The organism is Streptomyces sp. TAA204 (genome assembly GCF_000424965.1).
The window spans coordinates 144,779-165,696 of record NZ_AUKW01000002.1 but is presented as its reverse complement, the minus strand read 5'-3'; the positions used below and the strand labels follow the sequence as shown (position 1 = coordinate 165,696).

Annotated in this window: 24 protein-coding genes; 13 read left to right on the top strand and 11 right to left on the bottom strand. The window is 72.0% G+C overall.

The annotated features are described in order from the left end of the window. The first annotated feature begins 109 nt into the window (after positions 1-109). Complete coding sequence (locus H343_RS28720) at positions 110-1,021, top strand: 2-dehydropantoate 2-reductase (protein WP_037902258.1); 912 nt, start codon at positions 110-112, stop codon at positions 1,019-1,021. A gap of 34 nt (positions 1,022-1,055) precedes the next feature. Here H343_RS28720 and H343_RS0103515 read toward each other — a convergent pair whose 3' ends face one another. Together H343_RS0103515 and H343_RS0103510 are read right to left on the bottom strand one after the other, a co-directional pair. After that, positions 1,056-1,550 carry an RNA-binding S4 domain-containing protein gene (locus tag H343_RS0103515; protein ID WP_486586769.1) on the bottom strand — a complete coding sequence of 165 codons (495 nt, stop codon included), beginning with the start codon at positions 1,548-1,550 and terminating at the stop codon, positions 1,056-1,058. Then, positions 1,516-1,872, bottom strand: a complete 357-nt coding sequence (locus tag H343_RS0103510; protein WP_028429997.1) for a PRC-barrel domain-containing protein — start codon at positions 1,870-1,872, stop codon at positions 1,516-1,518. Before H343_RS0103510 ends, H343_RS0103515 begins: the two co-directional genes overlap by 35 nt. A 171-nt stretch (positions 1,873-2,043) precedes the next feature. Between H343_RS0103510 and H343_RS0103505 the strand changes: the two genes are divergently transcribed. The 6 genes from H343_RS0103505 to paaK all read left to right on the top strand — a co-directional run bounded on the left by H343_RS0103505 (position 2,044) and on the right by paaK (position 8,413). After that, positions 2,044-2,550: a (2Fe-2S)-binding protein gene (locus H343_RS0103505; RefSeq protein ID WP_028429996.1), complete on the top strand. Its 507-nt coding sequence runs from the start codon at positions 2,044-2,046 to the stop codon at positions 2,548-2,550. Then, on the top strand, positions 2,547-3,539 hold the full coding sequence (locus H343_RS0103500) for an FAD binding domain-containing protein (protein ID WP_028429995.1): 993 nt from the start codon (positions 2,547-2,549) through the stop codon (positions 3,537-3,539). The genes H343_RS0103505 and H343_RS0103500 overlap by 4 nt, the downstream gene beginning before the upstream one ends. Then, a complete protein-coding gene (locus H343_RS0103495) occupies positions 3,536-5,671 on the top strand; it encodes a xanthine dehydrogenase family protein molybdopterin-binding subunit (RefSeq protein WP_051264554.1) in 2,136 nt (711 codons plus the stop codon). Before H343_RS0103500 ends, H343_RS0103495 begins: the two co-directional genes overlap by 4 nt. A gap of 31 nt (positions 5,672-5,702) precedes the next feature. After that, positions 5,703-6,449, top strand: a complete 747-nt coding sequence (locus tag H343_RS0103490) for a haloacid dehalogenase type II (RefSeq protein ID WP_078504982.1) — start codon at positions 5,703-5,705, stop codon at positions 6,447-6,449. 153 nt (positions 6,450-6,602) lie between these two features. After that, positions 6,603-7,058 carry a hydroxyphenylacetyl-CoA thioesterase PaaI gene (gene paaI, locus H343_RS0103485; RefSeq protein WP_028429992.1) on the top strand — a complete coding sequence of 152 codons (456 nt, stop codon included), beginning with the start codon at positions 6,603-6,605 and terminating at the stop codon, positions 7,056-7,058. Next, positions 7,055-8,413 carry a phenylacetate--CoA ligase PaaK gene (gene paaK, locus H343_RS0103480; protein ID WP_028429991.1) on the top strand — a complete coding sequence of 453 codons (1,359 nt, stop codon included), beginning with the start codon at positions 7,055-7,057 and terminating at the stop codon, positions 8,411-8,413. Before paaI ends, paaK begins: the two co-directional genes overlap by 4 nt. A gap of 23 nt (positions 8,414-8,436) precedes the next feature. Here the strand turns inward: paaK and H343_RS28715 are convergent, their stop codons facing one another. From H343_RS28715 to H343_RS35770, 5 genes are all read right to left on the bottom strand, one after another. Then, the gene (locus tag H343_RS28715) at positions 8,437-9,246 is read right to left on the bottom strand and encodes an SDR family oxidoreductase (RefSeq protein WP_037902256.1); all 810 of its coding nucleotides are present in this window, start codon (positions 9,244-9,246) and stop codon (positions 8,437-8,439) included. 160 nt (positions 9,247-9,406) lie between these two features. Beyond that, on the bottom strand, positions 9,407-10,039 hold the full coding sequence (locus H343_RS0103470; protein ID WP_486586768.1) for a methylated-DNA--[protein]-cysteine S-methyltransferase: 633 nt from the start codon (positions 10,037-10,039) through the stop codon (positions 9,407-9,409). Continuing rightward, on the bottom strand, positions 10,039-10,569 hold the full coding sequence (locus H343_RS0103465) for an RNA polymerase sigma factor (protein WP_028429989.1): 531 nt from the start codon (positions 10,567-10,569) through the stop codon (positions 10,039-10,041). Before H343_RS0103465 ends, H343_RS0103470 begins: the two co-directional genes overlap by 1 nt. 61 nt (positions 10,570-10,630) lie before the next feature. After that, a complete protein-coding gene (locus H343_RS0103460) occupies positions 10,631-11,131 on the bottom strand; it encodes a methylated-DNA--[protein]-cysteine S-methyltransferase (protein WP_028429988.1) in 501 nt (166 codons plus the stop codon). Between the two features lie 190 nt (positions 11,132-11,321). Continuing rightward, positions 11,322-11,741 (bottom strand): DNA polymerase ligase N-terminal domain-containing protein, encoded by a 420-nt coding sequence (locus H343_RS35770; RefSeq protein WP_078504980.1) that lies wholly within the window; start codon positions 11,739-11,741, stop codon positions 11,322-11,324. Here H343_RS35770 and H343_RS0103455 point away from each other — a divergent pair. From H343_RS0103455 to ulaA, 4 genes are all read left to right on the top strand, one after another. Next, complete coding sequence (locus tag H343_RS0103455) at positions 11,628-12,452, top strand: LLM class F420-dependent oxidoreductase (RefSeq protein ID WP_028429987.1); 825 nt, start codon at positions 11,628-11,630, stop codon at positions 12,450-12,452. The genes H343_RS35770 and H343_RS0103455 overlap by 114 nt on opposite strands. A 12-nt stretch (positions 12,453-12,464) precedes the next feature. Next, positions 12,465-12,896, top strand: coding sequence for a TIGR03668 family PPOX class F420-dependent oxidoreductase (locus tag H343_RS0103450; RefSeq protein ID WP_028429986.1), 432 nt, complete (start codon positions 12,465-12,467; stop codon positions 12,894-12,896). Positions 12,897-12,995: 99 nt separating this feature from the next. Next, entirely contained in the window at positions 12,996-13,859 is an 864-nt protein-coding gene (locus H343_RS0103445; RefSeq protein WP_028429985.1) for a PTS sugar transporter subunit IIA, read from the top strand. Between the two features lie 22 nt (positions 13,860-13,881). Then, complete coding sequence (ulaA, locus tag H343_RS0103440) at positions 13,882-15,486, top strand: PTS ascorbate transporter subunit IIC (protein ID WP_028429984.1); 1,605 nt, start codon at positions 13,882-13,884, stop codon at positions 15,484-15,486. 10 nt (positions 15,487-15,496) lie between these two features. Here the strand turns inward: ulaA and H343_RS0103435 are convergent, their stop codons facing one another. Further along, positions 15,497-15,697, bottom strand: a complete 201-nt coding sequence (locus H343_RS0103435; RefSeq protein WP_028429983.1) for a hypothetical protein — start codon at positions 15,695-15,697, stop codon at positions 15,497-15,499. A gap of 2 nt (positions 15,698-15,699) precedes the next feature. Beyond that, the gene (locus H343_RS0103430; RefSeq protein ID WP_037902253.1) at positions 15,700-16,185 is read right to left on the bottom strand and encodes a hypothetical protein; all 486 of its coding nucleotides are present in this window, start codon (positions 16,183-16,185) and stop codon (positions 15,700-15,702) included. A gap of 778 nt (positions 16,186-16,963) precedes the next feature. Between H343_RS0103430 and H343_RS0103425 the strand changes: the two genes are divergently transcribed. Together H343_RS0103425 and H343_RS0103420 are read left to right on the top strand one after the other, a co-directional pair. Beyond that, the gene (locus H343_RS0103425; RefSeq protein ID WP_028429981.1) at positions 16,964-17,908 is read left to right on the top strand and encodes an SDR family NAD(P)-dependent oxidoreductase; all 945 of its coding nucleotides are present in this window, start codon (positions 16,964-16,966) and stop codon (positions 17,906-17,908) included. 279 nt (positions 17,909-18,187) lie between these two features. Then, positions 18,188-18,787 (top strand): hypothetical protein, encoded by a 600-nt coding sequence (locus H343_RS0103420; RefSeq protein ID WP_028429980.1) that lies wholly within the window; start codon positions 18,188-18,190, stop codon positions 18,785-18,787. Between the two features lie 85 nt (positions 18,788-18,872). On the opposite strand, the gene H343_RS0103415 is transcribed toward H343_RS0103420, so the two are convergent. Together H343_RS0103415 and H343_RS28710 are read right to left on the bottom strand one after the other, a co-directional pair. After that, positions 18,873-19,772, bottom strand: a complete 900-nt coding sequence (locus H343_RS0103415) for a carbohydrate ABC transporter permease (RefSeq protein WP_199778866.1) — start codon at positions 19,770-19,772, stop codon at positions 18,873-18,875. Continuing rightward, positions 19,759-20,913, bottom strand: coding sequence for a carbohydrate ABC transporter permease (locus H343_RS28710; RefSeq protein ID WP_051264553.1), 1,155 nt, complete (start codon positions 20,911-20,913; stop codon positions 19,759-19,761). The genes H343_RS0103415 and H343_RS28710 overlap by 14 nt, the downstream gene beginning before the upstream one ends. Positions 20,914-20,918: the final 5 nt, after the last annotated feature.

Below are 20,918 nucleotides of genomic sequence, written 5' to 3'. Positions count from 1 at the left end.
CCGCTCAATGAAACCGGCAGAGAGGTCTATGCGTAACACCCGATATGTCAGATTTGCGGTAATGGATGCCCCGGCCCGGTCACTTGCGTGCGCACATACGATCGCCCGTATGCGTTCTTCAGATCAGGCCGCGCACATAGCGGTGATCGGCTCCGGCGCGGTCGGCGGGCTCACCGCCGCCTTCGCGCACGAGGCCGGCCATGACGTCACACTCTGTCTGCGGGCGCCGCTCGATGAGCTGACGGTCCGTACGGGCGGCGAAGTGCTCCGCCCCGCCCTGCGTTTCGCGCGGCGCCCGGAGGAAGTCGCGCCCGCCGACTGGGTGTTCCTGACCACCAAGGTCCAGGACACCGAGGGTGCCGCAGGCTGGCTGCGGGCACTGTGCGGACCTGGGACCGTCGTCGCCGTCATCCAGAACGGCATCGACCACGCCGAGCGCGTCGCTCCGCTGCTGCCGCCGGGGACACGGCTCATGCCGACGCTCGCGTACATGCAGGTCGAGCGCGTCGCACCCGGCGAGATCGTCCACCACGCGGGCAGCGAACTGCACGTGCCCGAGGGCGGGGAGGCGGACGCCTTCGCCGGGCTCCTCGACAGCAGCCGTCTGAGAGTCCGCGGCGCCGCCGACTTCCGTACGGCCGCCTGGCGCAAGATGTTCACCAATGTCGCGGCCAACCCCCTCACCGCGATCCTCAAGCAGCGCATGCACATCCTGGGCGACCCGGAGATGCGGAAACTCGCCGAGGACGTCCTCAACGAGGCGCTTCTCGTCGCCCGCGCCGAGGGCGCACGGATGGACGGGGAGGACGTACGCCGCGCACTGCGGCAGAACACCTCGGTACCGCCCGACGGCGGCACGTCCATGCTCTACGACCGGCTCGCCGGCCGCCCACTGGAGCACGAGCACATCACCGGCCCCGTGGTGCGCGCCGCCGAGCGGCACGGCATCCCCGTACCGCTGAACCGCATGCTGCTGACACTGCTGCGGGCCGCGGACCGCGAACTGCGCGCAGAGACCTGAGACGTTCCGCGCCGCCTCCCGGCCGGGAGCGGGTTCACCGCGGTCCGCCGGGCAGCCCCCGCAGGCGCTCCATCTCCCGCCGGTCCCGCTTGGTCGGCCGCCCCGTGCCCCGGTCCCGGTGTCCGGCGGGCGCGACGGCCTCGCGGGGCGGTGGCGGCGGGCTGTTGTCGACGTAGCACTCGACGGCCACCGGAGCACCGACGCGTTTGCGGATGACGCGGGAGACGGCCACGACGCGCTCCCGTCCCGCGTGACGCAGCCGCACCTGGTCGCCCTCACGCACCGGATGGGCGGGCTTGACGCGTTCTCCGTTGACCCGCACATGTCCGGCGCGGCACGCCGACGCGGCCATCGCCCGGGTCTTGGTGAGCCGTACGGACCAGATCCAGATGTCGACCCGTACGGTTCCTCCGTCTGCAGCCATGGGTCCGACTCTAGAGGCACCCGGCCGGTGCGGGTCGGGCCCCGTGCGCCCGGGCGGCCGCGGGCGGACTTCAGCGGCGGGCCAGCCGCCGCTCTCCGCCCGCACCCGTCTCGTAGTCCAGTTCGTAGTGCGCGAAGACGGCGCGCTCGTCCGCGGCGGGCAGCTCGCCGTCGGTGGGGATCGAGGGGGCGGCCCGTACGTCCCGCCGGGAGTGGACGACGCGCAGATACTCCGGGCCGACCGTCGCGCCGGTCAGCGGTACGAACACCAGCCGGCGCCGCGTGGGCATACCGACGGTCACGGTGGCGAAGGAGGGCTTGTCGGTGCGCGTATCGACATAGACGGCCTCCAGCGTGCCGATCTTGCTGCCGCCGGGATCGACGACGTCACGGTCGCGCCACTCACGGATGTCGCCCGCTTCGAACATCTCCGCCGTCCCTCCGCAGTGTCGCCGGCGCGGCTGTCCGTCCGCCCGCACCGGTCCGTCACTCCAGCCTGCCGCGCCGCCCGGCTGTGCGCACGCGGCCCGCGTCCGCACGGCGGCAGCCCGCTGTTGCGGCAGGTTTGGTGCCGTGAGGCCGGGTGGTACTGGCGCGGGGTGGACACTCACCTCAGCCTCCGGGTCGACGGCCGGCAGCGGTCGCTGACCGTGGACAACCGCACCACGCTGCTCGACGCACTGCGCGACCGGCTGTCCGTCACCTCGCCCAAGAAGGGCTGCGACCATGGACAGTGCGGCTCCTGCACGGTGCTGCTGGACGGGCGGCGCGTGGTCAGCTGTCTGACCTTCGCCGTCGCACACGACGGCGCCGAGGTCACCACCGCGGACGGACTCGCCGGGACGGACGCGGAGCTGCACCCCGTACAGCAGGCGTTCCTCGACCACGACGGGTTCCAGTGCGGCTACTGCACGCCCGGACAGATCACCTCGGCGGTCGGCATGCTCGCGGAGGTGGCCGCGGGGCATCCCAGCGCCGTCACAGAACCGGACGGCCACCTGGGCCTGGACGAGGAGGAGATCCGCGAACGCATGAGCGGGAACCTGTGCCGCTGCGGCGCGTACGTGAACATCGTCGCCGCGGTCAAGGCGGTGAGCGGCCGGTGATCCCCTTCGACTACCGGCGCGCTCCGGACGCCCGTACCGCCGTCGCCACCGTCATGGCACGCCCGTACGCCGCCTTCCTCGGCGGCGGCACCAACCTCGTGGACCACATGAAGCTCGGTCTGGCAGCGCCCGAGCTCCTGGTGGACGTGAGCCGGCTGCCGCTCGACCGGATCGAGGAAATGCCCGACGGCGGTCTGCGCATCGGCGCGACGGTCCGCAACAGCGACCTCGCCGCGCACCCTGTGCTGCGCCGCCGCTATCCCGTCCTCTCCCAGGCGCTGCTGGCAGGCGCCTCGGGCCAGCTGCGCAACGCGGCGACCACGGCCGGCAACCTGCTGCAGCGCACCCGGTGCGGCTACTTCCAGGACGTGACCACGCCCTGCAACAAGCGCGAGCCCGGATCGGGATGCGCGGCGGTCGGCGGATGGAACCGCCACCACGCCGTCCTGGGCGCCTCCGAACACTGCCTCGCCGTGCACCCCTCGGACATGGCTGTGGCCATGAGCGCCCTCGACGCCGTGGTGACCGTGCTCGGTGAGGACGGCGAACACCGCATTCCCCTGCGGGAGTTGCACCGGCTGCCGGGCGACCTGCCCGAACGGGACACGCTCCTCGGACACGGGCAGCTCATCACCGCCGTCGAGCTGCCGCCGCTGCCCTCCCACGCGCGTTCGGGCTACCGCAAGGTGCGTGACCGCGCCTCGTACGCCTTCGCGCTGGTCTCCGCCGCCGCCGTGCTGGAGATCGAGTCAGGCAGGGTGCGCGAGGCGCGCGTCGCGTTCGGCGGGGTCGCGCACAAGCCCTGGCGCGCCACCCGCGCGGAGGAGGTCCTGCGCGGTGCCCGCGCGAGCGAGGACATCTTCCGGCAGGCGGCCGACGCGGAACTGGAGGCGGCGCAGCCTCTCCCCGGCAACGCCTTCAAGATCCCCATGACGCGCAACACGCTCGCCGTGCTGCTGCGCGAGCTGGCCGCACAGGAGCAGCGATGACCCGCGCCCACGACCTCCCGCAGACCTCGCAGCGGCCGGCACCCCTCACCCCGCGTGTGGTCGGCAGCCCGCTGCCGCGCCTGGACGGGTACGCCAAGGTCACCGGCACCGCGCCCTACGCGTGGGAACATCAGCTGGAGGACCCCGCGTACGTGCATCCCCTGACGGCGGCCGTCCCCCGCGGCAGGGTCGTGGCGGTCGACTCGGCTCAGGCGGAGGCGCTGGAGGGCGTCCTGGCAGTGCTCACCCCGGGCAACGCCCCGCGCCTGGCGGAGACCGGCGACGCCGAACTGGCGGTGCTGCAGTCCGACGAGGTCGCCTTCCGCGGCCAGGTCGTCGGTGCCGTGCTCGCCGAGACACCCGAGACCGCGCGGCACGCGGCCTCACTCATCCGTATCGAGTACGAACTGCAGCCGCACATCACGGAGTTGGACGCGGACGACCCGGACCTGTACCGGCCTGGGCTGGTCAACGCCGGTTTCCCCGCCGACTCCGCCGAGGGCGACGTCGAGGCCGCACTCGCCGCCGCGCACACCACGGTCGACGAGACCTACAGCACCCCCATGGAGCACAACAACCCCATGGAGCCCCACACGAGCGTCGCCGTCTGGGACGCGGAGGCGGCCGGGGGCCCGAGGCTGACGCTCTACGACTCCACCCAGGGGGCCCACCTGCTCCGGCAGACTCTCGCCCCGCTGTTCGGGCTGCCCGTCGAGTGGGTGCGGGTGATCTCCCCGCACGTGGGCGGCGGTTTCGGATCGAAGGGGATGCCGCACGCGCACAATGTGCTGGCGGTGCTCGCGGCGCGTCTCGCTCCCGGACGGCCCGTCAAACTGGCGCTCACACGGCAGCAGATGTTCCCGCTCACGGGTCACCGCACCCCGACGCTGCAGCGCGTACGGCTCGGCGCGGACCCGCGCGGACACCTGACCGCCCTCAGCCATGAGGTCGTCGAACACACCTCCCGGATCAAGGAGTTCGCGGAGCAGACGGCCGTGCCGTCGCGGCTGGTGTACGCCGCGCCCAACCGGCGTACGAGCCACCGGCTCGCGGCGCTCGACGTCCCCGTCCCGTCCTGGATGCGGGCGCCGGGTGAGGCACCGGGCATGTTCGCCGCCGAGGTCGCCATGGACGAACTCGCTCTCGCCTGCGGGCTGGACCCCATCGAGCTGCGCGCGCGCAACGAGCCGGGGAGGGACCCGGAGACCGGCAGGCCATGGTCCGGCCGGCATCTGCTGGAGTGCCTGCGCACCGGAGCCCGCCGCTTCGGCTGGGAGCGGCGCACCACCGCGGGAGTGCGGCGCGAGGGCGACTGGCTGGTCGGGCTGGGAGTGGCCGCCGCCACCTATCCGGCATGGACGCTCCCGGGCTCGGCCGCCGAGATCGAGTACCTCGGCGCCGACCGGTACGCCGTCCGCATCGGCGCCGCCGACCTGGGCACCGGCACCTGGACGGTGCTCAGCCAGATCGCCGCCGACGCCCTCGACCGCCCGTTCGAGGCCGTCCACCTCGAGATCGGCGACACCGACCTTCCGAACGCCAGCGTCGCGGGAGGGTCCTCCGGCACCAACGGCTGGGGTTCGGCGGTCGTGGCCGCGTGCCGGGCCTTCCGCGTACAGCACGGCCAGGACCCCGCCGCCGGCGCGCGTACGGTCTCCGCCGCGCCCGCGGACCCGGAGCTGGAGAAGTACGCCGCGCACTCGTTCGGGGCACAGTTCGCCGAGGCACGTGTCCACGCGGAGACCGGCGAGATCCGAGTGCCGCGCATGCTCGGGGTCTTCTCCGCGGGACGGATCATCAACCCCCGTACCGCACGGTCCCAGTTGATCGGCGGCATGATCATGGGGATGTCGATGGCGCTGTTCGAGGAAGGCGTCCTCGACCACGGCACGGGTCACGTCGTCAACCACGACCTCGCCCAGTACCACATCCCCACCAGCGCGGACGTCCGCGACATCGAGGCCGTCTGGCTGGACGAACCGGACCCGCACGCCAACCCGATGGGCTCCAAGGGCATCGGTGAGCTCGGCATCGTCGGCAGCCCCGCCGCGGTCGTCAACGCCGTGCACAACGCGACGGGCGTCCGGGTGCGTGACCTGCCCGTCACCCCCGACAAGCTGATGAGGTACTGAAGGCGCCCCGCCCGCAGGTATCTTGCGCCCCATGCCCCGAGACCGGACACGGACCGCGGACGCGGCCGCCGCCCCCGAAGCGTGCCCGCTCAAGGTCGTCGTGCTCGACGTCAACGAGACGCTCAGCGACATGACGCCGCTGCGCCGCCGCTTCGAGGACATCGGCGCCCCGGGCGATCTGCTGCCCACGTGGTTCGCCGGCGTGCTGCGGGACGGCTTCGCGCTGAGCGCCGCCGGTTCGTACGCGCACTTCGCCGACGTCGCACGCGAGGGTCTGCGTACGCTGCTCCCACAGGTGGAGGGCTGGTCCGGGGACACGCGGGCGGCGGCCCGGCATGTCCTGGAGGGCCTTGCCGGGCTGGACGTGCACCCGGACGTGCCCGCGGGGGTGCGTACGCTCCGGCGCTCCGGGTTCCGGCTGGTGACGATGACGAACGGAGATCCCCGGCTGACTGCCGGAATGCTCGAACGGGCCGGTGTCCGCGACCAGTTCGACGCGGTGCTCGGCGTCGGCGGCCCGCGCTGCTGGAAGCCGGTGCCGGAGGCCTACCGGTACGCCGTGCGCAGGGCGGGCGTCGAGCCCGAGGAGGCCCTGCTGGCGGCCGTGCATCCCTGGGACGTCGACGGTGCGCAGCGCGCGGGGCTCGCCGGGGCCTGGCTGCGGCGGGGGAGTGTCCACTATCCGGAGGTGATGTCCCCGCCCGTGTGGGCTGCCGAGGACCTGGAGGAGCTGGCCCGTCTGCTGACGGAGGCCGGCGGTCCGTCCGCACGGCAGTGACCGGGCGGTGACGGCGCGGCCGCCCTGCCGGGACGGGGGAGGCCGGCCGGGCGTGATCCGGAGACCTTGACAGGCAGGTCCGTTGCTGGATTACTGGACCGCGCCACAAGGCTAACCGAATGGTCGGTCGGGAAGTGCGAGGGCGTGGAAGGTATGACGCAAGCCATGAGCGGCGGTGCGGCGCAGACGATGTTCGCCGCGGACCAGGCGTCACAGGACCTGGGCATCACCCTGCTGGAGGCCGGGGGCGGCACCGCGAGACTGCGGATGACCGTGACGGCGTCCATGGTCAACGGCCACGGCATCGCACACGGCGGATATCTCTTCCTCTTCGCCGACACGGCGTTCGCCTGCGCCTGCAACAGCCACGGCCCGGTGACGGTCGCCTCCGGCGCCGACATCTCCTTCGTGCGGCCCGTCAGAGAGGGGGACGTGCTCACCGCGGTGGCCCGGGAGCGGACCCGCTACGGCCGCAGCGGCCTCTACGACGTGAGCGTCGTGCGCGACGGCAGTGGTGACGGCGACGGCAGCGGCGGCCAAGGCGCTGACGTCGTGGCGGAGTTCCGCGGGCGAAGCCGCACCGTGGGCAGCACGGAGGAGTCCTCATGACGGCGAGCGGGACGACCCCGGTGCCCTCCGGCGCGCCGCGCGGGACCGGCGAGCCGCTCCCGTCCGGGCTGCGGGACGCGGGCGAACGGATGGACCGGGACGAGCTGCGCGTACACCAACTCCGGCGGCTGCAGGCGACCCTGCGCACGGCGTACGACGAAGTGGAGCTGTACCGCAGGAAGTTCGACGCGGCGGGAGTGCGCCCGGAGGACTGCCGCACACTGGAGGATCTCGCCCTCTTCCCCTTCACCACGAAGGCGGACCTGCGCGAGACCTACCCGTTCGGGATGTTCGCCGTCCCCATGTCGCGGGTGAGCCGCATCCACGCCTCCAGCGGGACCACCGGCCGTCCCACCGTGGTGGGTTACACCGAGGGCGATGTGTCGATGTGGGCCGACATGGTCGCCCGCGCGATCCGCGCCGCGGGCGGCAGGCCCGGCCACAAGGTCCATGTGGCCTACGGATACGGCCTGTTCACCGGCGGACTCGGCGCGCACTACGGCGCTGAGCGTGCCGGCTGTACGGTCATCCCCGTCTCCGGGGGCATGACGGCCCGCCAGGTCCAGCTCATCCAGGACTTCGAGCCCGAGATCATCATGGTCACGCCGTCCTACATGCTCACCCTGCTGGACGAGTTCGAACGGCAGGGCGTCGACCCGCGCTCGACATCCCTGAGGACCGGCATCTTCGGAGCCGAGCCGTGGACGGAGGGGATGCGCGCGGAGATCGAGGAGCGCCTGGGCATCCACGCCGTCGACATCTACGGCCTCTCCGAGGTGATCGGGCCCGGAGTGGCCCAGGAGTGCGTGGAGACGAAGGACGGGCTGCACATCTGGGAGGACCACTTCTTCCCCGAGATCGTCGACCCCGTCACGGACGAGGTCCGGGGGGAGGGCGAGGAGGGGGAGTTGCTCTTCACCTCGCTCACCAAGGAGGCCATGCCCGTCGTGCGGTACCGCACCCGCGACCTGACGCGGCTGCTGCCCGGCACGGCCCGTCCGGCCTTCCGCCGGATGGAGAAGGTCACCCGCCGCTGCGACGACATGATCATCCTGCGCGGTGTCAACATCTTCCCCAGCCAGGTCGAGGAGATACTTCTGCGCACGTCCGGCCTCGCCCCCCACTTCCAGCTGCACCTGAGCACGCGCGCCCGCACGGACCGCATGACGGTACGTGCGGAGGCGCGGTCGGGAACGGGTGCCGGGGAGCGCGAGGCGGCGGCCTCGGCGGTCACCAGGGCCGTCAAGGAGGGTGTCGGGCTCAGCGTGGCCGTCGAGATCGTGGACCCCGGCACTCTGGAGCGCTCCGTCGGGAAGATCCGCCGCATCGTCGACGAGCGGGAGGGGCGGGGCTGAGCGTCGGGGCTGAGCGCGAGCGGTCAGCCCTCTTCGCCCGCGCCGAGGCCGGCCGTCGTGAACTGCGGGTTGGCGATCGTGAATCCGCCGTCGACCACGAAGGACTGGCCGGTGGTGTAGGCCGCCGCGTCCGAGGCGAGCCACGCGATCAGGGACGCGACTTCCCGTGGGTCGCCGGGGCGGGCCACGGGCAGGGCGGGCCGGCTGACGGTGTGGACGTCCACGCCCGCCAGGTTCGACATCGCCGTGGCGATGAGGCCCGGGGCGACGGCGTTGACGGTGATGCCGTGCGCGGCGAGTTCCAGGGCCATCGACTTGGTCAGTCCGCCCAGACCGTGCTTCGCCGTGTTGTACGCGGCCGCCGACGGCAGCGGCGTGTGCTCGTGGACCGAGGTGATGTTGATGATGCGTCCCCCCTCGCCCTGGCCGATCATCCGGCGGGCGGCGCGCTGGCTCAGCAGGAACGGGCCCTCCAGGTCCACCGCGACCACGTGCCGGAAGTCCTCGAAGGTCATCTCGGTGAACGGCGCCATGCGGTTGGTGCCCGCGGCGTTGACCAGGACGTCCAGCCGCCCGAAGACGTCCGCGAACTCCTCGACCACCTCCTCCGCGCCGGGCAGCACGGACAGGTCCAGGAAGCGGGTCTCGCTCCGCCGCCCGTGCCCGTGCACCTCCTCCGCCGTGCGCCGCGCCTCCGCCTCGTCCGCGAACCAGGTGACGCCGATGTCGTACCCCTGCGCGGCCAGCGCGGCAGCCGTCGCTCTGCCCATCCCGGACTCCGATCCGGTGACGACGGCGACCTTCCCTGCGGGGCTGCGGTTCGTGTGGTCCATGCTGGGCTGCTCCTCTGTCCGCGGACGCCTGTCACGGGCCCGGCGCGTTCTGCCGCCGCCGGGTGCTCCCGATGCTGCAAGAGTGCCCGCGATCACCGTTGCGGGCACGGGGAGGGGCGGGCGGCCGACGGCGGCGAAGTGCCTGACGGGCGGCGTGCCGTCAGGCCGCCGCTTCCAGCCTCAGCAGTGCCCGCTTGGCCGCTGCGCCCCCGACGTAGCCGCCCGCCGAACCGTCCGAACGGACGACGCGGTGGCATGGGATGACGACTGGCAGCGGATTGGTGGCACACGCACTCCCGACGGCACGGACCGCTCCGGGGCTGCCCGCCGCTGCGGCGACCCGGGCGTAGCTGGCGGTGCCGCCGTAGGCGATCGAGGAAAGACGAGTGATCACCTCGCGCCGGAAGCCCTTCGAAAGCCGCAGGTCCAGGACGAGGTCGAACCCGGTGCGTCTGCCCTCGAAGTACTCCTCGATCTGCCGCGCCGCCGGTGCCAGCCGTTCCGGGGCCTCCAGGACACGCGGGCTGATGCGGGCGGCGAGGTCGTCCAGCACGGCCTCGTGGCCGCCGTGGTCGACGGTGTCGTAGGCGACCCGTACGAGCCCTTCCTGAGTGGCGGCCAGCAGCAGCGGACCCACGGGCGTCTCCAGCGTGCGGTAGGCGACATCGAGCAGTCCCTCGCGCTCCGCGTCCGCGACCAGACGCGTGTGCAGCCGGCTCTGCGCCGCGGGGTCCTCGACCGGAAGTGCGTCGAACAGGTGCCCGCAGCCCCCCTCGGATGCGGCTGTCATCATCACTCGCCCCTCTCGTCGGTACCCCCGGGGTAGCTGCCGCGCAGCGACCTGATGCCGTCGGCGGCGGCTCTGCGCGCCGCGTCCGTGGTGCCGCCCGTGATCGCGGCGATCTCCTTGTAGGGCAGCCCGACCAGATAGTGGTAGGCCACTGCCGAGCGCTGGCGCTGCGGCAGAGACTTCAGGGCGTCCCACAGATCCCCGGCCCACAGATCCCCGGCCCACAGCTCTCCGGAGGCGGGCTCAGCGTCCGTCGCCGCCGCACCGCCCGGGGCGGCCGAGGGCTCCGGAACCTCTCCCACCGCGATGGGACGGCGGGCGTTGGCGCGGGCCGCGTCGATGGCCTTGCGGTGGGCGATCGTCACCAGCCACGCCTCCACGCGGGCGTCCTCCGGCAGGCGCGGATACGCCTTGAGCGCCGCCAGGAACGTCTCCGACCAGGCGTCCTCCGCGTCCGCCGGACCCACGACGGCGCGGCACACGCGCAGCACCAGCGGCCCGTACTCGGCCACGATCTGCTCGAAAGGTCTCAAGGTCACATCCTGTAGACGAATCACGGCCCGCGAACGTGAGCCGTCACAGCACCGCCCCTCCTCAGAAGAGACGGCCCGTTCCCGCCGCCGACTCCTCCAGGTCCAGCAGGAACCGTTTGCGCTCCAGCCCGCCCGCGTAGCCGGTCAGGGAGCCGTCCGCCGCCACGACGCGGTGGCAGGGGACGATGACGCACAGCGGGTTGCGGCCGTTGGCCGCGCCCACCGCCTGTGCCAGCCCGGGGTCCCCCAGCCGGCGGGCCAGCGCTCCGTACGAGCGGGTCTCGCCGTAGGGGATCGCCTCCAGCAGTTTCCACACGCGCTGGGCGAACTCCTCGCCCCGTGCGGCGAGCGGAAGGTCGAAGTCTCTGCGCCCTCCCGCGAAGTACTCCTCCAACTGCCGCCGCGCGTCAGCGAATCCCTCGTCCACGCGGGGGCCCAGCGCCTCCGGGGACGGCCCGCGCCGGTGCCCCTCGAAGTACAGTCCGCTCAGCGCGTCGCCCTCCGCGACCAGCGTCAGCGCGCCCAGCGGCGAATCGACGACCGTGTGCCTGGGTGCCGTCATGGCCCTGCTCCTTCCCTCCGGTGCGGCCCGTCGAAGCGGTCCGCACCAGGAAGACGCCGCGGGGACGCGGAACGTGAGACCGGCCGGCGGGAAACCGCCGCGGAGACCGGCCCGGCCCACGGCCTCCTCGCACCGCACGCGCACCGCACGCGCACCGTTCTCCTTCACCGGCAGCCACGCCTCCCGGCCGTCACCGTCCAGCAGCGCCCGGGAGAAGTAAGCCGTCGGAGAGGGGACGATAGGTGCCGTTGTCCCGGACGATGACGGTGCCCGCCCCGTACTCACCCGAAGGGATGACGCCCTTGAACTCCCGGTGTTCCAGCGGATGGTCCCGCGACCGGCACGGGCCGCGCCGCTCGCGTGCACTCCGGCGGGGGAAGAAAAGGCACCCGGTACACGCTGTAGTGAAGGCCGCGGTCACGGGTACTCCCGCCTTTGCGGGAGGACTTGCCGTACGGCCGTACGCCCGCTCGCACACAGCCGGTAAGGAGCATCTGTGAAATTCGGTGTATCGACCTTCATCACCGACCAGGGCATCCGGCCCGCCGCCCTCGGACGCGCAGTCGAGGAACGGGGGTTCGACTCCCTCATGATCGCCGAACACACCCATATCCCCGTGGAGCGCCGCTCGCCCTACCCGGGAGGCGGTGACCTCCCCGAGATGTACTACCGCACCCTCGACCCCTTCGTCGCGCTGAGCGCCGTGGCCGCCGTCACCGAACGGCTGCTGCTGGGCACGGGAATCGCGCTGGTCGCGCAGCGGGACCCCATCGTCACGGCCAAGGAGGTCGCCTCCCTGGACCTGATCTCCGGCGGTCGCGCCCTCTTCGGAGTCGGCGTGGGCTGGAACCGGGAGGAGATGGAGAACCACGGCGCCGACCCCGCCACCCGCGGCCGCATGGTCAACGAGCGGCTGCGGGCGATGCAGGAGCTGTGGACGAAGGAACAGGCGGAGTTCCACGGGGAGTTCGTCGACTTCGACCCCGTCTGGTCGTGGCCGAAGCCCGTGCAGAGCCCGCACCCGCCCATCTATGTCGGCGGAGGGGAGGGGGCCTTCGCGCGGGTGGCCGAGTTCGGCGGCGCCTGGCTGGCCAACAGGGTCTCACCGGAGAAGCTGGCGGAGCAGATCGAGCAGATGCGGGGCATCGCGGGACGCGACGTACCGGTGACGGTCTACGCCGTCGGCGACGACCCGGAGCAGATCGAACGGTACGCACAACTCGATGTGGAACGGCTGCTGCTCCATCTGCCGACCCTCCCGGAGGACGAGTCGCTCCGGACGCTCGACCGGCTCGCCGCGACCGCCGGCCGGCTGCGCTGAGCGGCTGCCGCGATGCCGGGGATGACGCGGGAAGAGGCGCGGGAGCACTTCGCACGGGCGCGGGTGGCCACTCTGGGGACCGCCGGCGCCTCGGGGCGCCCGCACCTCGTCCCCGTCGTCTTCGCCCTGAGCGGTGACACCCTCGTCTTCGCCGTCGACCACAAGCCGAAGCGGACGGGCCGGCTGAGGAGGCTGGAGAACATCCGCGCCGAGCCCGCCGTCTGCCTGCTCGCCGACGCATGGGACGAGGACTGGGACCAGTTGTGGTGGGCGCGGGCCGACGGCACGGGACGCGTCCTGGACGCTCCCGCCGGCTCGGCGCTCGCCGCGCGGTACGCCGGTCTGCTCGTGGAGAAGTACCGCGCGCAGTACGACAGCCGTCCGCCGTCGGGGCCGGTCGTGGAGGTCACGGTGGAGCGGTGGTCCGGCTGGCGCGCGTCCTGACGGCAGAGGCACGGGCACACGGGCGGTGGCCGAAGCTGTGGTTCCGCATGTCCGGGCCCGGCGTACGCGTTGTCGGCCACACGTGCGACGATCCGCCCCATGGCGACAGTGAGTGAACTCCTCCCCGTCGGCGCCGTGCGGCTGGACGCCCCGGCGGCCGACTGGCGGGAGGCGGTACGGGCCGCCGGCGAGCTGATGGTGCGGACGGGCGCCTGCACCGGCCGGTACACCACGGAGATGACCGAGAACGTCGAGGAGAACGGTCCGTACATCGTCATCGCCCCCGGCATCGCGCTCGCCCACGCGCGGCCATCCTCCGCCGTGCTGCGCACCGGTATGTCCTGGGTGCGACTGGAGCGGCCCGTCGAGTTCGGGCACGAGACGAACGACCCGGTGGATCTCGTGGCCGGTCTCGCCGCGAAGGACTCAGGCGCCCACCAGTCCGCTCTCGCCGAACTGGCACGGCTGCTGGCCGACCCCGGCACCGTACGCGCCCTTCGCGAGGCTCCCACCGCCCGCGCGCTGCACGCACTGCTCGCCGGTGAGAGCGATGGCGGAGCGAGCGGCGGGCAGGACCAGGCCGGCGGGCGGGCCGATCCGGGCAGCCGTGGCGGAACCGGCAGCCGGGGTGACAGTGCCGGGCAGGCACGGCGGCGGGCCGGAAGCAGCGGGCAGTCCGTGCACAAGATCCTCACCGTCTGCGGCAACGGCCTCGGCACGAGCCTGTTCCTGAAGAACACCCTGGAACAGGTCCTCGACCGCTGGGGCTGGAGTGCCCACGTCACCGTGGAGGCCACGGACACCGTCTCCGCGAAGGGCAGGGCGTCCGAAGCCGTCGCCGTACTCACCTCACGCGAGATCGCCGCGACGCTCGGGGAGGTGGGCGTGCCGGTGCGCGTCATAGAGGACTTCACCAGCACCGCCGAGGTCGACGGTGCGCTGCGGGACACCTACGACGTCTGAGGACGGGGAAGGGGGCGGCTGAGTGGGCCCGCTCATCACCATCGCGGAGTTTCTCGTCAACGAGATCCTCAGCCAGCCGGCGTTCCTGATCGGCATCATGACAGGCGTGGGCCTGGCCGCGCTGAAGAAGCCGGCCGGGCAGATCGCAGGCGGAGCCATCAAGGCGACGCTCGGATTCCTGCTGATCAGCGCCGGCGCGGGGCTCGTCGTCGACGCGCTGGCCCCGCTGGGCGAGATGATCAAGGGGGCGACCGGGGCGCACGGGGTCATCCCGACCAACGAGGCGATCGTCGGCATCGCGCAGGAGCAGTTCGGTGCCCGTGTCGCGTGGCTGATGATCGTGGGCTTCGCGCTCAGCCTGCTGCTCGCCCGCTTCACACCGCTCCGGTACGTCTTCCTGACCGGACATCACATGCTGTTCATGGCGACGCTGACGACGATGGTGCTGGCCACCGCGGGGCTGCCGTCGGTGGCGGTGGTGAGCGTCGGCGGCGTGCTGATGGCCGTGATGCTCGTGTCCATGCCCGCCTTCGCCCACCCGTGGACGAAACGCGTCACGGGCAACAACAGCATCGCCATGGGCCACTTCGGCACCGCCGGCTATGTCGCGGCGGGCGCCGCCGGACAGCTCTTCGGCCGGCGCAGCCGCAGCACGGAGGAGATCCGCCTGCCGGAAGGGCTGCGCTTCCTGCGTGACTCGATGGTGGCGACCGCGCTGTCCATGCTCGTGATTTACCTGGTCATGGCCGTCGTACACCTGGTGAAGGCGGGGGAGAAGGCCGCGTTCGAGGCGTTCGCGGCAGGCGGCGGTGAGGCCGCCGCAGACGTCGGCGACTATCTGATGAACGCCGTCATGCAGGGGCTGCAGTTCGGGATCTCCGTGGCCGTCATCCTCTTCGGCGTCCGCACGATCCTGGGTGAACTCGTCCCCGCCTTCCAGGGCATCGCGGCGAAGGTGGTGCCGGGCGCGGTGCCTTCGCTGGACGCGCCGATGGTCTTCCCCTACGCGCAGAACGCGGTGCTCATCGGCTTCCTCTCCAGCTTCACCGGCGGGCTGGTGAGTCTCGGCCTCCTCACCTACGTCCTCGGGCCCGCCTTCGGCCTCGCGCTCGTGCTGCCGGGCCTCGTACCGCACTTCTTCACCGGCGGTGCGGCGGGCGTCTACGGCAACGCGACGGGCGGCAGGCGCGGCGCGGTCGTCGGCGCCTTCCTCAACGGCGTGCTGATCACCTTCCTGCCCGCGCTGCTGCTCAAGGTGCTCGGAACCTTCGGCGAGGAGAACACCACCTTCGGCGACGCCGACTTCGGATGGTTCGGCACCCTCATCGGCAACGCGGCCAAGGCGGGCGAAGTGGGCGGCGTCGTGCTGATGCTGCTGATAGCCGGGATCGTGCTGGCGGGCGCCGTGGTCGTACAGAAGCGCGTCGTCGAGCCCGGCTGGGACCCGGGCGCGCGCCGGGACGCCCTGCTGCCCCCGGACGGGGACGCGCCGTCGGACGGAACGGCGCCGGGCGGGGCCGGGGGCTCTCCGGCCTCAGAAGACGCGCGGATTCCGGCGCAGAAGCGGATCGCACCACCGCCCGGTGCCCCGGCACCGCCGCCGCCCCCGGACGAAGAGGGGCGCTGAACGCGGACCGTCACACCGAGCCGGCCGTGAGTACGTGCGCGCTGACGCCGAGCAGCGACGGTACGGACTCGGTGCGGCGCAGCGCGCCCATGACCTGCCGCTGCCGGTCCTCGCCGTCCAGCCAGGACGGAGCGTCACGCATCAGCCGGACAGCGCCCTCGACGCCGTACTGTCCCCGCGTCACCAGCCCCGCCTCGGCGAACTCGCCCACAGTCAGTCCGGGTCCAGAATGCCCGTGACCGCCTGGAGTTGGAGGCCCTCCAGGACCTCCCCCTGGGTCAGCGCCCGCTGGTGGAGCTCCGTCAGCTGCTCCGCGTCCAGGGCACGGCTGCGCGTCCCGTTCAGGGCGATCAGCGCCTGCCACATCAGCCGCTTGCCCTCCACCCCCACACGCAGCGCCTCCAGTTCGACGATGCTGCTGAGCGGGGCGCGGCGCAGGACGAAACCGTTCGTCTTGGCCCGGCCCGCCTTCTCCAGCACCCATCCGGCGGCGATCCTGTACCGCCGGGCGGGCACGCCGAGGTCCCTCATGATCCGCAGCAGCGCGGAACGGTCCTGTGCGACGTCGTCAGCGAGGCGGACGAGTGTCTGTCCTGCGGGTGACCGCGCGTGCTGCTTGGCCACGCGGCGCGCCAGTTCGGTGCCGCTGGTCGCTCCCAGCAGGTGGTCGTTGAGGTAGAGGGCCAGCGGTGCGGTCATGTGCACCGAGTGGGTGGCCCCCCTCTGTGCCCTGCTTTGCGACCTGCCTTGTGCTGTGCCTCGTGGCGTGCTCGCTGCCTGGGTCATGGTGCCTCCCGTCCGGGGCGGCGGTGCCCTTCCAGGCTCCCACCGGGGCACCCTCTGTCAACTTGTGTCTGATCCCGCCGCCGCTCCGTCCGCGGCGCTGCCGGCGGTCCCGGTGCGCAGCAGTGCCGTGACCGCGGCGTCGAGCCGGCCCAGGCTGGGGACGTACGCGCGCTCCGGCGGCGAGGAGCGCGCGGAGGGCCTCGGCCGTGCCGGGTCCGGCGGTCGCGCACTCGGTGAATTGCTCCATCCAGGTTTCCGTGCCGCCTCGTGCGGCGGTACCTCCCGCAGCAGGCCTGCTGTCCGTCCGCCCAGCCGGGTCAGCTCGTCGCGGTGTGCCGCTTCGACGAGGGTGCCCCCGGGTGGGGAAGCGGCGGCAGAGGGTGCCGATGCCCACGCCCGCGTCCTTCGCGACCGCCTCCAGAGCCGCGCGTCGGACGCCCTGGCCCGAGAGCGGCCAGCGGCACGTGCGTGCCGTTCAGCGCGAACGCCCGTACCGCCGCGGGCGGCAGCCGTGTGCGGTTGCGCCTCGCGTCTGCCCGCCCGGGGCCGGGGCAGGGGTCGGCAGGGCTTCTCCTCACCGGCGGGGCAGCTTGATGAGCGGGGGGCGCTCCGGTGGAGTGGACGTAGTGGAGGCTCCTCCGTTTCGCCTCGTACCGGAGGGTCTCCTCCGCCGCGCGAGACGGGACAGACCATGGCCGACACCGCCCCCATCAGCACGCCCTTCACGGACGGGTCCACCGCCGGAGAGGTCATCTCCGGAATCGACCTGACCGGGCGGCGGGCCGTCGTGACCGGCGGGGCCTCCGGCATCGGCACCGAGACGGCCCGTGCGCTGGCGCAGGCGGGGGCGCAGGTGACGCTCGCTGTACGCGACACCTCGGCGGGGAAGAGGGCGGCGGAGGAGATCGGCGGGTCCACGGGCAACCGCCCGGTCGCCGTCGCCCCGCTGGACCTCGCCGACCGCAGGTCCGTGGCGGCGTTCACCGGCGCCTGGGAGGGCCCGCTGCACATCCTGGTCAACAACGCCGGAGTCATGGCGACTCCCGAACTGCGCACCCCGGAAGGGTGGGAGCTGCAGTTCGCCACCAACCATCTGGGGCACTTCGCGCTCTCCGTCGGGCTGCACCGGGTGCTCGCCGAAGCGGGCGGGGCACGGGTGGTCTCGGTCAGCTCCAGTTCGCATCTGCAGTCCCCGGTCGTCTTCGAGGACATCCATTTCCGGCTGCGCCCGTACGACCCGTGGGAGGCGTACGGGCAGTCCAAGACCGCCAACGTGCTCTTCGCGGTCGAGGCGTGGGAGCGATGGGAGAGCGACGGGATCGCGGTCAACTCCGTGATGCCCGGGGCGGTCTCCACGCGGCTGCAGCGTCATGCGGGTGAGGAGGAGATCGAGCGCATGCGGGCGGCGGCCGGTCCGGACGTCCCGGCGTGGAAGACGCCTGAGCAGGGTGCGGCCACGTCAGTGCTCGTCGCGGCCTCCTCCCTGCTGGAGGGAGTGGGCGGCCGGTACTTCGAGGACTGCAACGAGGCCGCGGTGAACACAGGCGGATCGGGCCGGGGCGTAGCGGCTCACGCGCTCGACCCGGAGGCCGCCGCGCGTCTCTGGCAGGTCTCCGTGGAGTCCTTCTCCTCCTGAGAGAACTCGGCGGCGGAGCCTCCCCGCGGACGTTCCGGCGGGGGTCGCCGCCGGCCTGCGGGCCGGTCGTCTTCAGTGGGCGCACCTGCGAAATCCGCGGTGTCGCGCTGTCTGCACAAGAAGGCACTTCTGTCCGGATGTCCCAGTCCGCTTGTGTCCATCAGGTGAAGGTCCGTCCACGGGGGGAGCGATTCCGGTGAGCGCGACACCAGGATGTGCCTGCCTTCGGGCGTCGTCCCGGAGGCAGGGCAGATCTTCCCCCCACTCCAAGGACAGAACATGTCTCTTACGTCTCTCAGCCGGCGTGCGCGTCTCTCGCTCGCCGGTGTGGCGGCCGGAAGCGCCGCCGTACTGGGCTTCGCGGTCATCCCCGGCAACGCGACGGCGGCTCCGCCGCAGAAGCCGGCAGCGGCCGCTGCGGCCAAGAGCGAGCAGGGCGTCAAGGCCGATGCGATCACGCGGGCGCAGATGCTGGAGCGCGCCGCCACCTGGCTCACCGCCAACGACGGCGCGCAGGTTCCCTACAGCCAGACGGAGGTGTGGTCGGACGGGTACCGCCAGGACTGCTCCGGCTACGTCTCGATGACGCTGGGTCTGTGGAAGTCCGGTCCCAACACCGTCGAACTGGCGGGCAACCGGGACCTGACCACCCCGATCGAGCTGGGCGACCTCAAGCCCGGCGACCTGCTCATCGACGCGGACGGTTCCAACACCACGCGCCACGTGGTGATCTTCGAGGGCTGGACCGACGACTCGCGCACCGCCTACTCCGCGTTCGAGCAGCGCGGGGGCCACGGCACGGACCACCGGGTTCTCGACTACGGCCTGGACGCCGGAAGCGAGTACAAGCCCTACCGTCCCAACAACCTGACCGACTGAGGCGACACCGGCCGCTCGACGGCCCGTCGCCCCCTGCCGGAGCGCTCCCGTCCCCTCGGGCGGGAGCGCTCCGCCACGGTGCCGCTCACTCCTTCACGGCGCCCGCGTTCGCGCCGCGGACGAAGTACTTCTGGAAGCAGAAGAACAGCACGGCCACCGGGATCGTGGAGAGCAGCGCCGCCCCGAGCTTGAGCGGGTACTGCGTGCCGGAGCCCAGCCCGCCGGCGACAAACCGGGCGAGACCCGTGGTGAGGGTCTCGTAGTCGCTGGACTGGGTCGCCACCAGGAAGTGGGTGAACTCGTTCCAGGAGCCCTGGAAGGACAGCAGCGTCACCGTTATCAGAGCGGGCCGCGACATCGGCAGTACCACGTACCAGAAGATGCGCCCCACGCCCGCTCCGTCGATCCGTGCCGCTTCCTCCACCTCGCGCGGTACGGACTCGAAGAACTGCTTCATGATGAAGATCCCGGCCGCGTCGAAGAGCAGCGGGACGATCATCCCCGTGTAGGTGTCGAAGATTCCCAGGGTGTTGAGCACCAGGAACTTCGGGATGAGCAGCACGACCGGCGGGACCGCCATCACGGCGATCACCAGCGAGACGAGCACGGCACGTCCGCGGAAGCGCAGCCGGGCCAGCGCGTAGCCGGCCGCGGAGTCGAAGAGCACCCGGCCCAGGGTCACCAGGACCGTGACCAGCGTGCTGTTGCCGAGCCACCGCAGGAACGGCACACCGTCCCCGGCTCCGCCGGTCCCGCTGAGCTTCTCGAACACCGCGGTGGTCGGGACCTGCGGCAGCAGCGACAGCGGGTTGGAGGCCGCCTCCGGGTCGGTCTTGAAACTCGTCGACACCTGGATCAGGAAGGGCAGCGCGTACAGCAGGGCGCAGCCGAGCAGCAGCGCGTACCCGGCGAGCCGAGCGGGCCGCGGGAAGCGGGCCAGTACCGGCCGTTCCTCGGTGGTCGTCCCCGGGTCATTCCTGCGCACCGCGTGCTCCCTTCCGCATCTTCGTGAGCGGCGTGCGCGCACCGCGCTCACGCAGCAGCCAGCGCTGGACCGCGGTCATCAGCAGCACGATTCCGAGCAGGATGAAGGAGATCGCGGCGCCCTGGCCGAACTCCGCGTTGTCGAACCCGTAGGAGTAGGACAGGAACGCGGGGGTGAGCGTGGTGTTGGCCGGTTCGCCCTGTCCCAGCACGTACACCTGGTCGAAGACCTGCCAGGTGGCGATCAGCCCGAGCGTCGTCACCAGGAACATCACGGGGCGCAGTGCCGGAAGCAGCACATGGCGCAGAACGTGACGTCGCGACGCCCCGTCCAGGGCGGCGGCCTCCTCCAGTTCGCGGGGGATGTTCTGCAGGGCCGCGAGGAAGATGAGCATGAAGCTGCCCGAAGTGGTCCACACGGCCAGCATGATGAGGGTGCACATGGCCACGGAGGGCCCGGCGAGCCACTCGGACCAGGGCAGTCCCATCAGTTCGTGCTCGGCCAGCACCCCGCCGGGCCGTTCCGCGTCGATGATGCCCAGGGCGCCGCACAGCACCCACAGGACACCGCGCGGATCGTCGAACCAGTTCGGTCCCTTCACGCCGATCCAGCCCAGCAGCTGGTTGACGGCGCCGCTGCCCTGGAAGAGGAAGAGGAAGACGGTGCACACCGCGATGGAGCTGGTGACGGAGGGAAAGTAGAACGTGGTGCGCAGCAGGCTGCGGCCACGCAGCATGCGCTGATTGACGACGATGGCCAGGGTCAGCGCGAGCCCCGTCTGCAGCGGCACCGTCAGAAGCACGTAGTAGAGGTTGTTGCGCAGGGACGTGGCCAGCAGTGAACGGGCGAGAGAGTCCTCGGCGAGGAGGCCGCGGTAGTTCTCAAGACCGACGAAGTCGGCGCCGGGAGTGAACGGATTGGACTGTCCGTCCCAGTCGAGAAGGCTGACCCACGCGGCCATCAGTATCGGCAGCGCGACGAAGAGCCCCAGGCCCACGACGACGGGACTGACGAACAGCCAGCCCCACGCCCCCTCACGGCCCCGGGCCGTGAGGGCCGTCCGGGACGGCGAGCGCCCCCGGCGTCCGGGCCGCCGCGGAAGGGGCGGCGGCGCCGGACGCTCGGTCACAGAGGTGGACATGCGGG

Bases quoted from the DNA above. Each gene is read 5' to 3' on its own strand.
- H343_RS28720 (WP_037902258.1), top strand. From the start codon at position 110: ATGCGTTCTTCAGATCAGGCCGCGCACATAGCGGTGATCGGCTCCGGC.
- H343_RS0103495 (WP_051264554.1), top strand. From the start codon at position 3,536: ATGACCCGCGCCCACGACCTCCCGCAGACCTCGCAGCGGCCGGCACCC.
- H343_RS35770 (WP_078504980.1), bottom strand. From the start codon at position 11,741: ATGGGTGTGTTCGGCGATCATGAGGGAGTCGAACCCCCGTTCCTCGAC.
- paaI (WP_028429992.1), top strand. From the start codon at position 6,603: ATGACGCAAGCCATGAGCGGCGGTGCGGCGCAGACGATGTTCGCCGCG.
- H343_RS0103470 (WP_486586768.1), bottom strand. From the start codon at position 10,039: ATGATGACAGCCGCATCCGAGGGGGGCTGCGGGCACCTGTTCGACGCA.
- H343_RS0103510 (WP_028429997.1), bottom strand. From the start codon at position 1,872: ATGTTCGAAGCGGGCGACATCCGTGAGTGGCGCGACCGTGACGTCGTC.
- H343_RS0103430 (WP_037902253.1), bottom strand. From the start codon at position 16,185: ATGACCGCACCGCTGGCCCTCTACCTCAACGACCACCTGCTGGGAGCG.
- paaK (WP_028429991.1), top strand. From the start codon at position 7,055: ATGACGGCGAGCGGGACGACCCCGGTGCCCTCCGGCGCGCCGCGCGGG.
- H343_RS0103450 (WP_028429986.1), top strand. From the start codon at position 12,465: ATGCCGGGGATGACGCGGGAAGAGGCGCGGGAGCACTTCGCACGGGCG.
- H343_RS28715 (WP_037902256.1), bottom strand. From the start codon at position 9,246: ATGGACCACACGAACCGCAGCCCCGCAGGGAAGGTCGCCGTCGTCACC.
- H343_RS0103490 (WP_078504982.1), top strand. From the start codon at position 5,703: ATGCCCCGAGACCGGACACGGACCGCGGACGCGGCCGCCGCCCCCGAA.
- H343_RS0103420 (WP_028429980.1), top strand. From the start codon at position 18,188: ATGTCTCTTACGTCTCTCAGCCGGCGTGCGCGTCTCTCGCTCGCCGGT.
- H343_RS0103445 (WP_028429985.1), top strand. From the start codon at position 12,996: ATGGCGACAGTGAGTGAACTCCTCCCCGTCGGCGCCGTGCGGCTGGAC.
- H343_RS28710 (WP_051264553.1), bottom strand. From the start codon at position 20,913: ATGTCCACCTCTGTGACCGAGCGTCCGGCGCCGCCGCCCCTTCCGCGG.
- H343_RS0103425 (WP_028429981.1), top strand. From the start codon at position 16,964: ATGGCCGACACCGCCCCCATCAGCACGCCCTTCACGGACGGGTCCACC.
- H343_RS0103460 (WP_028429988.1), bottom strand. From the start codon at position 11,131: ATGACGGCACCCAGGCACACGGTCGTCGATTCGCCGCTGGGCGCGCTG.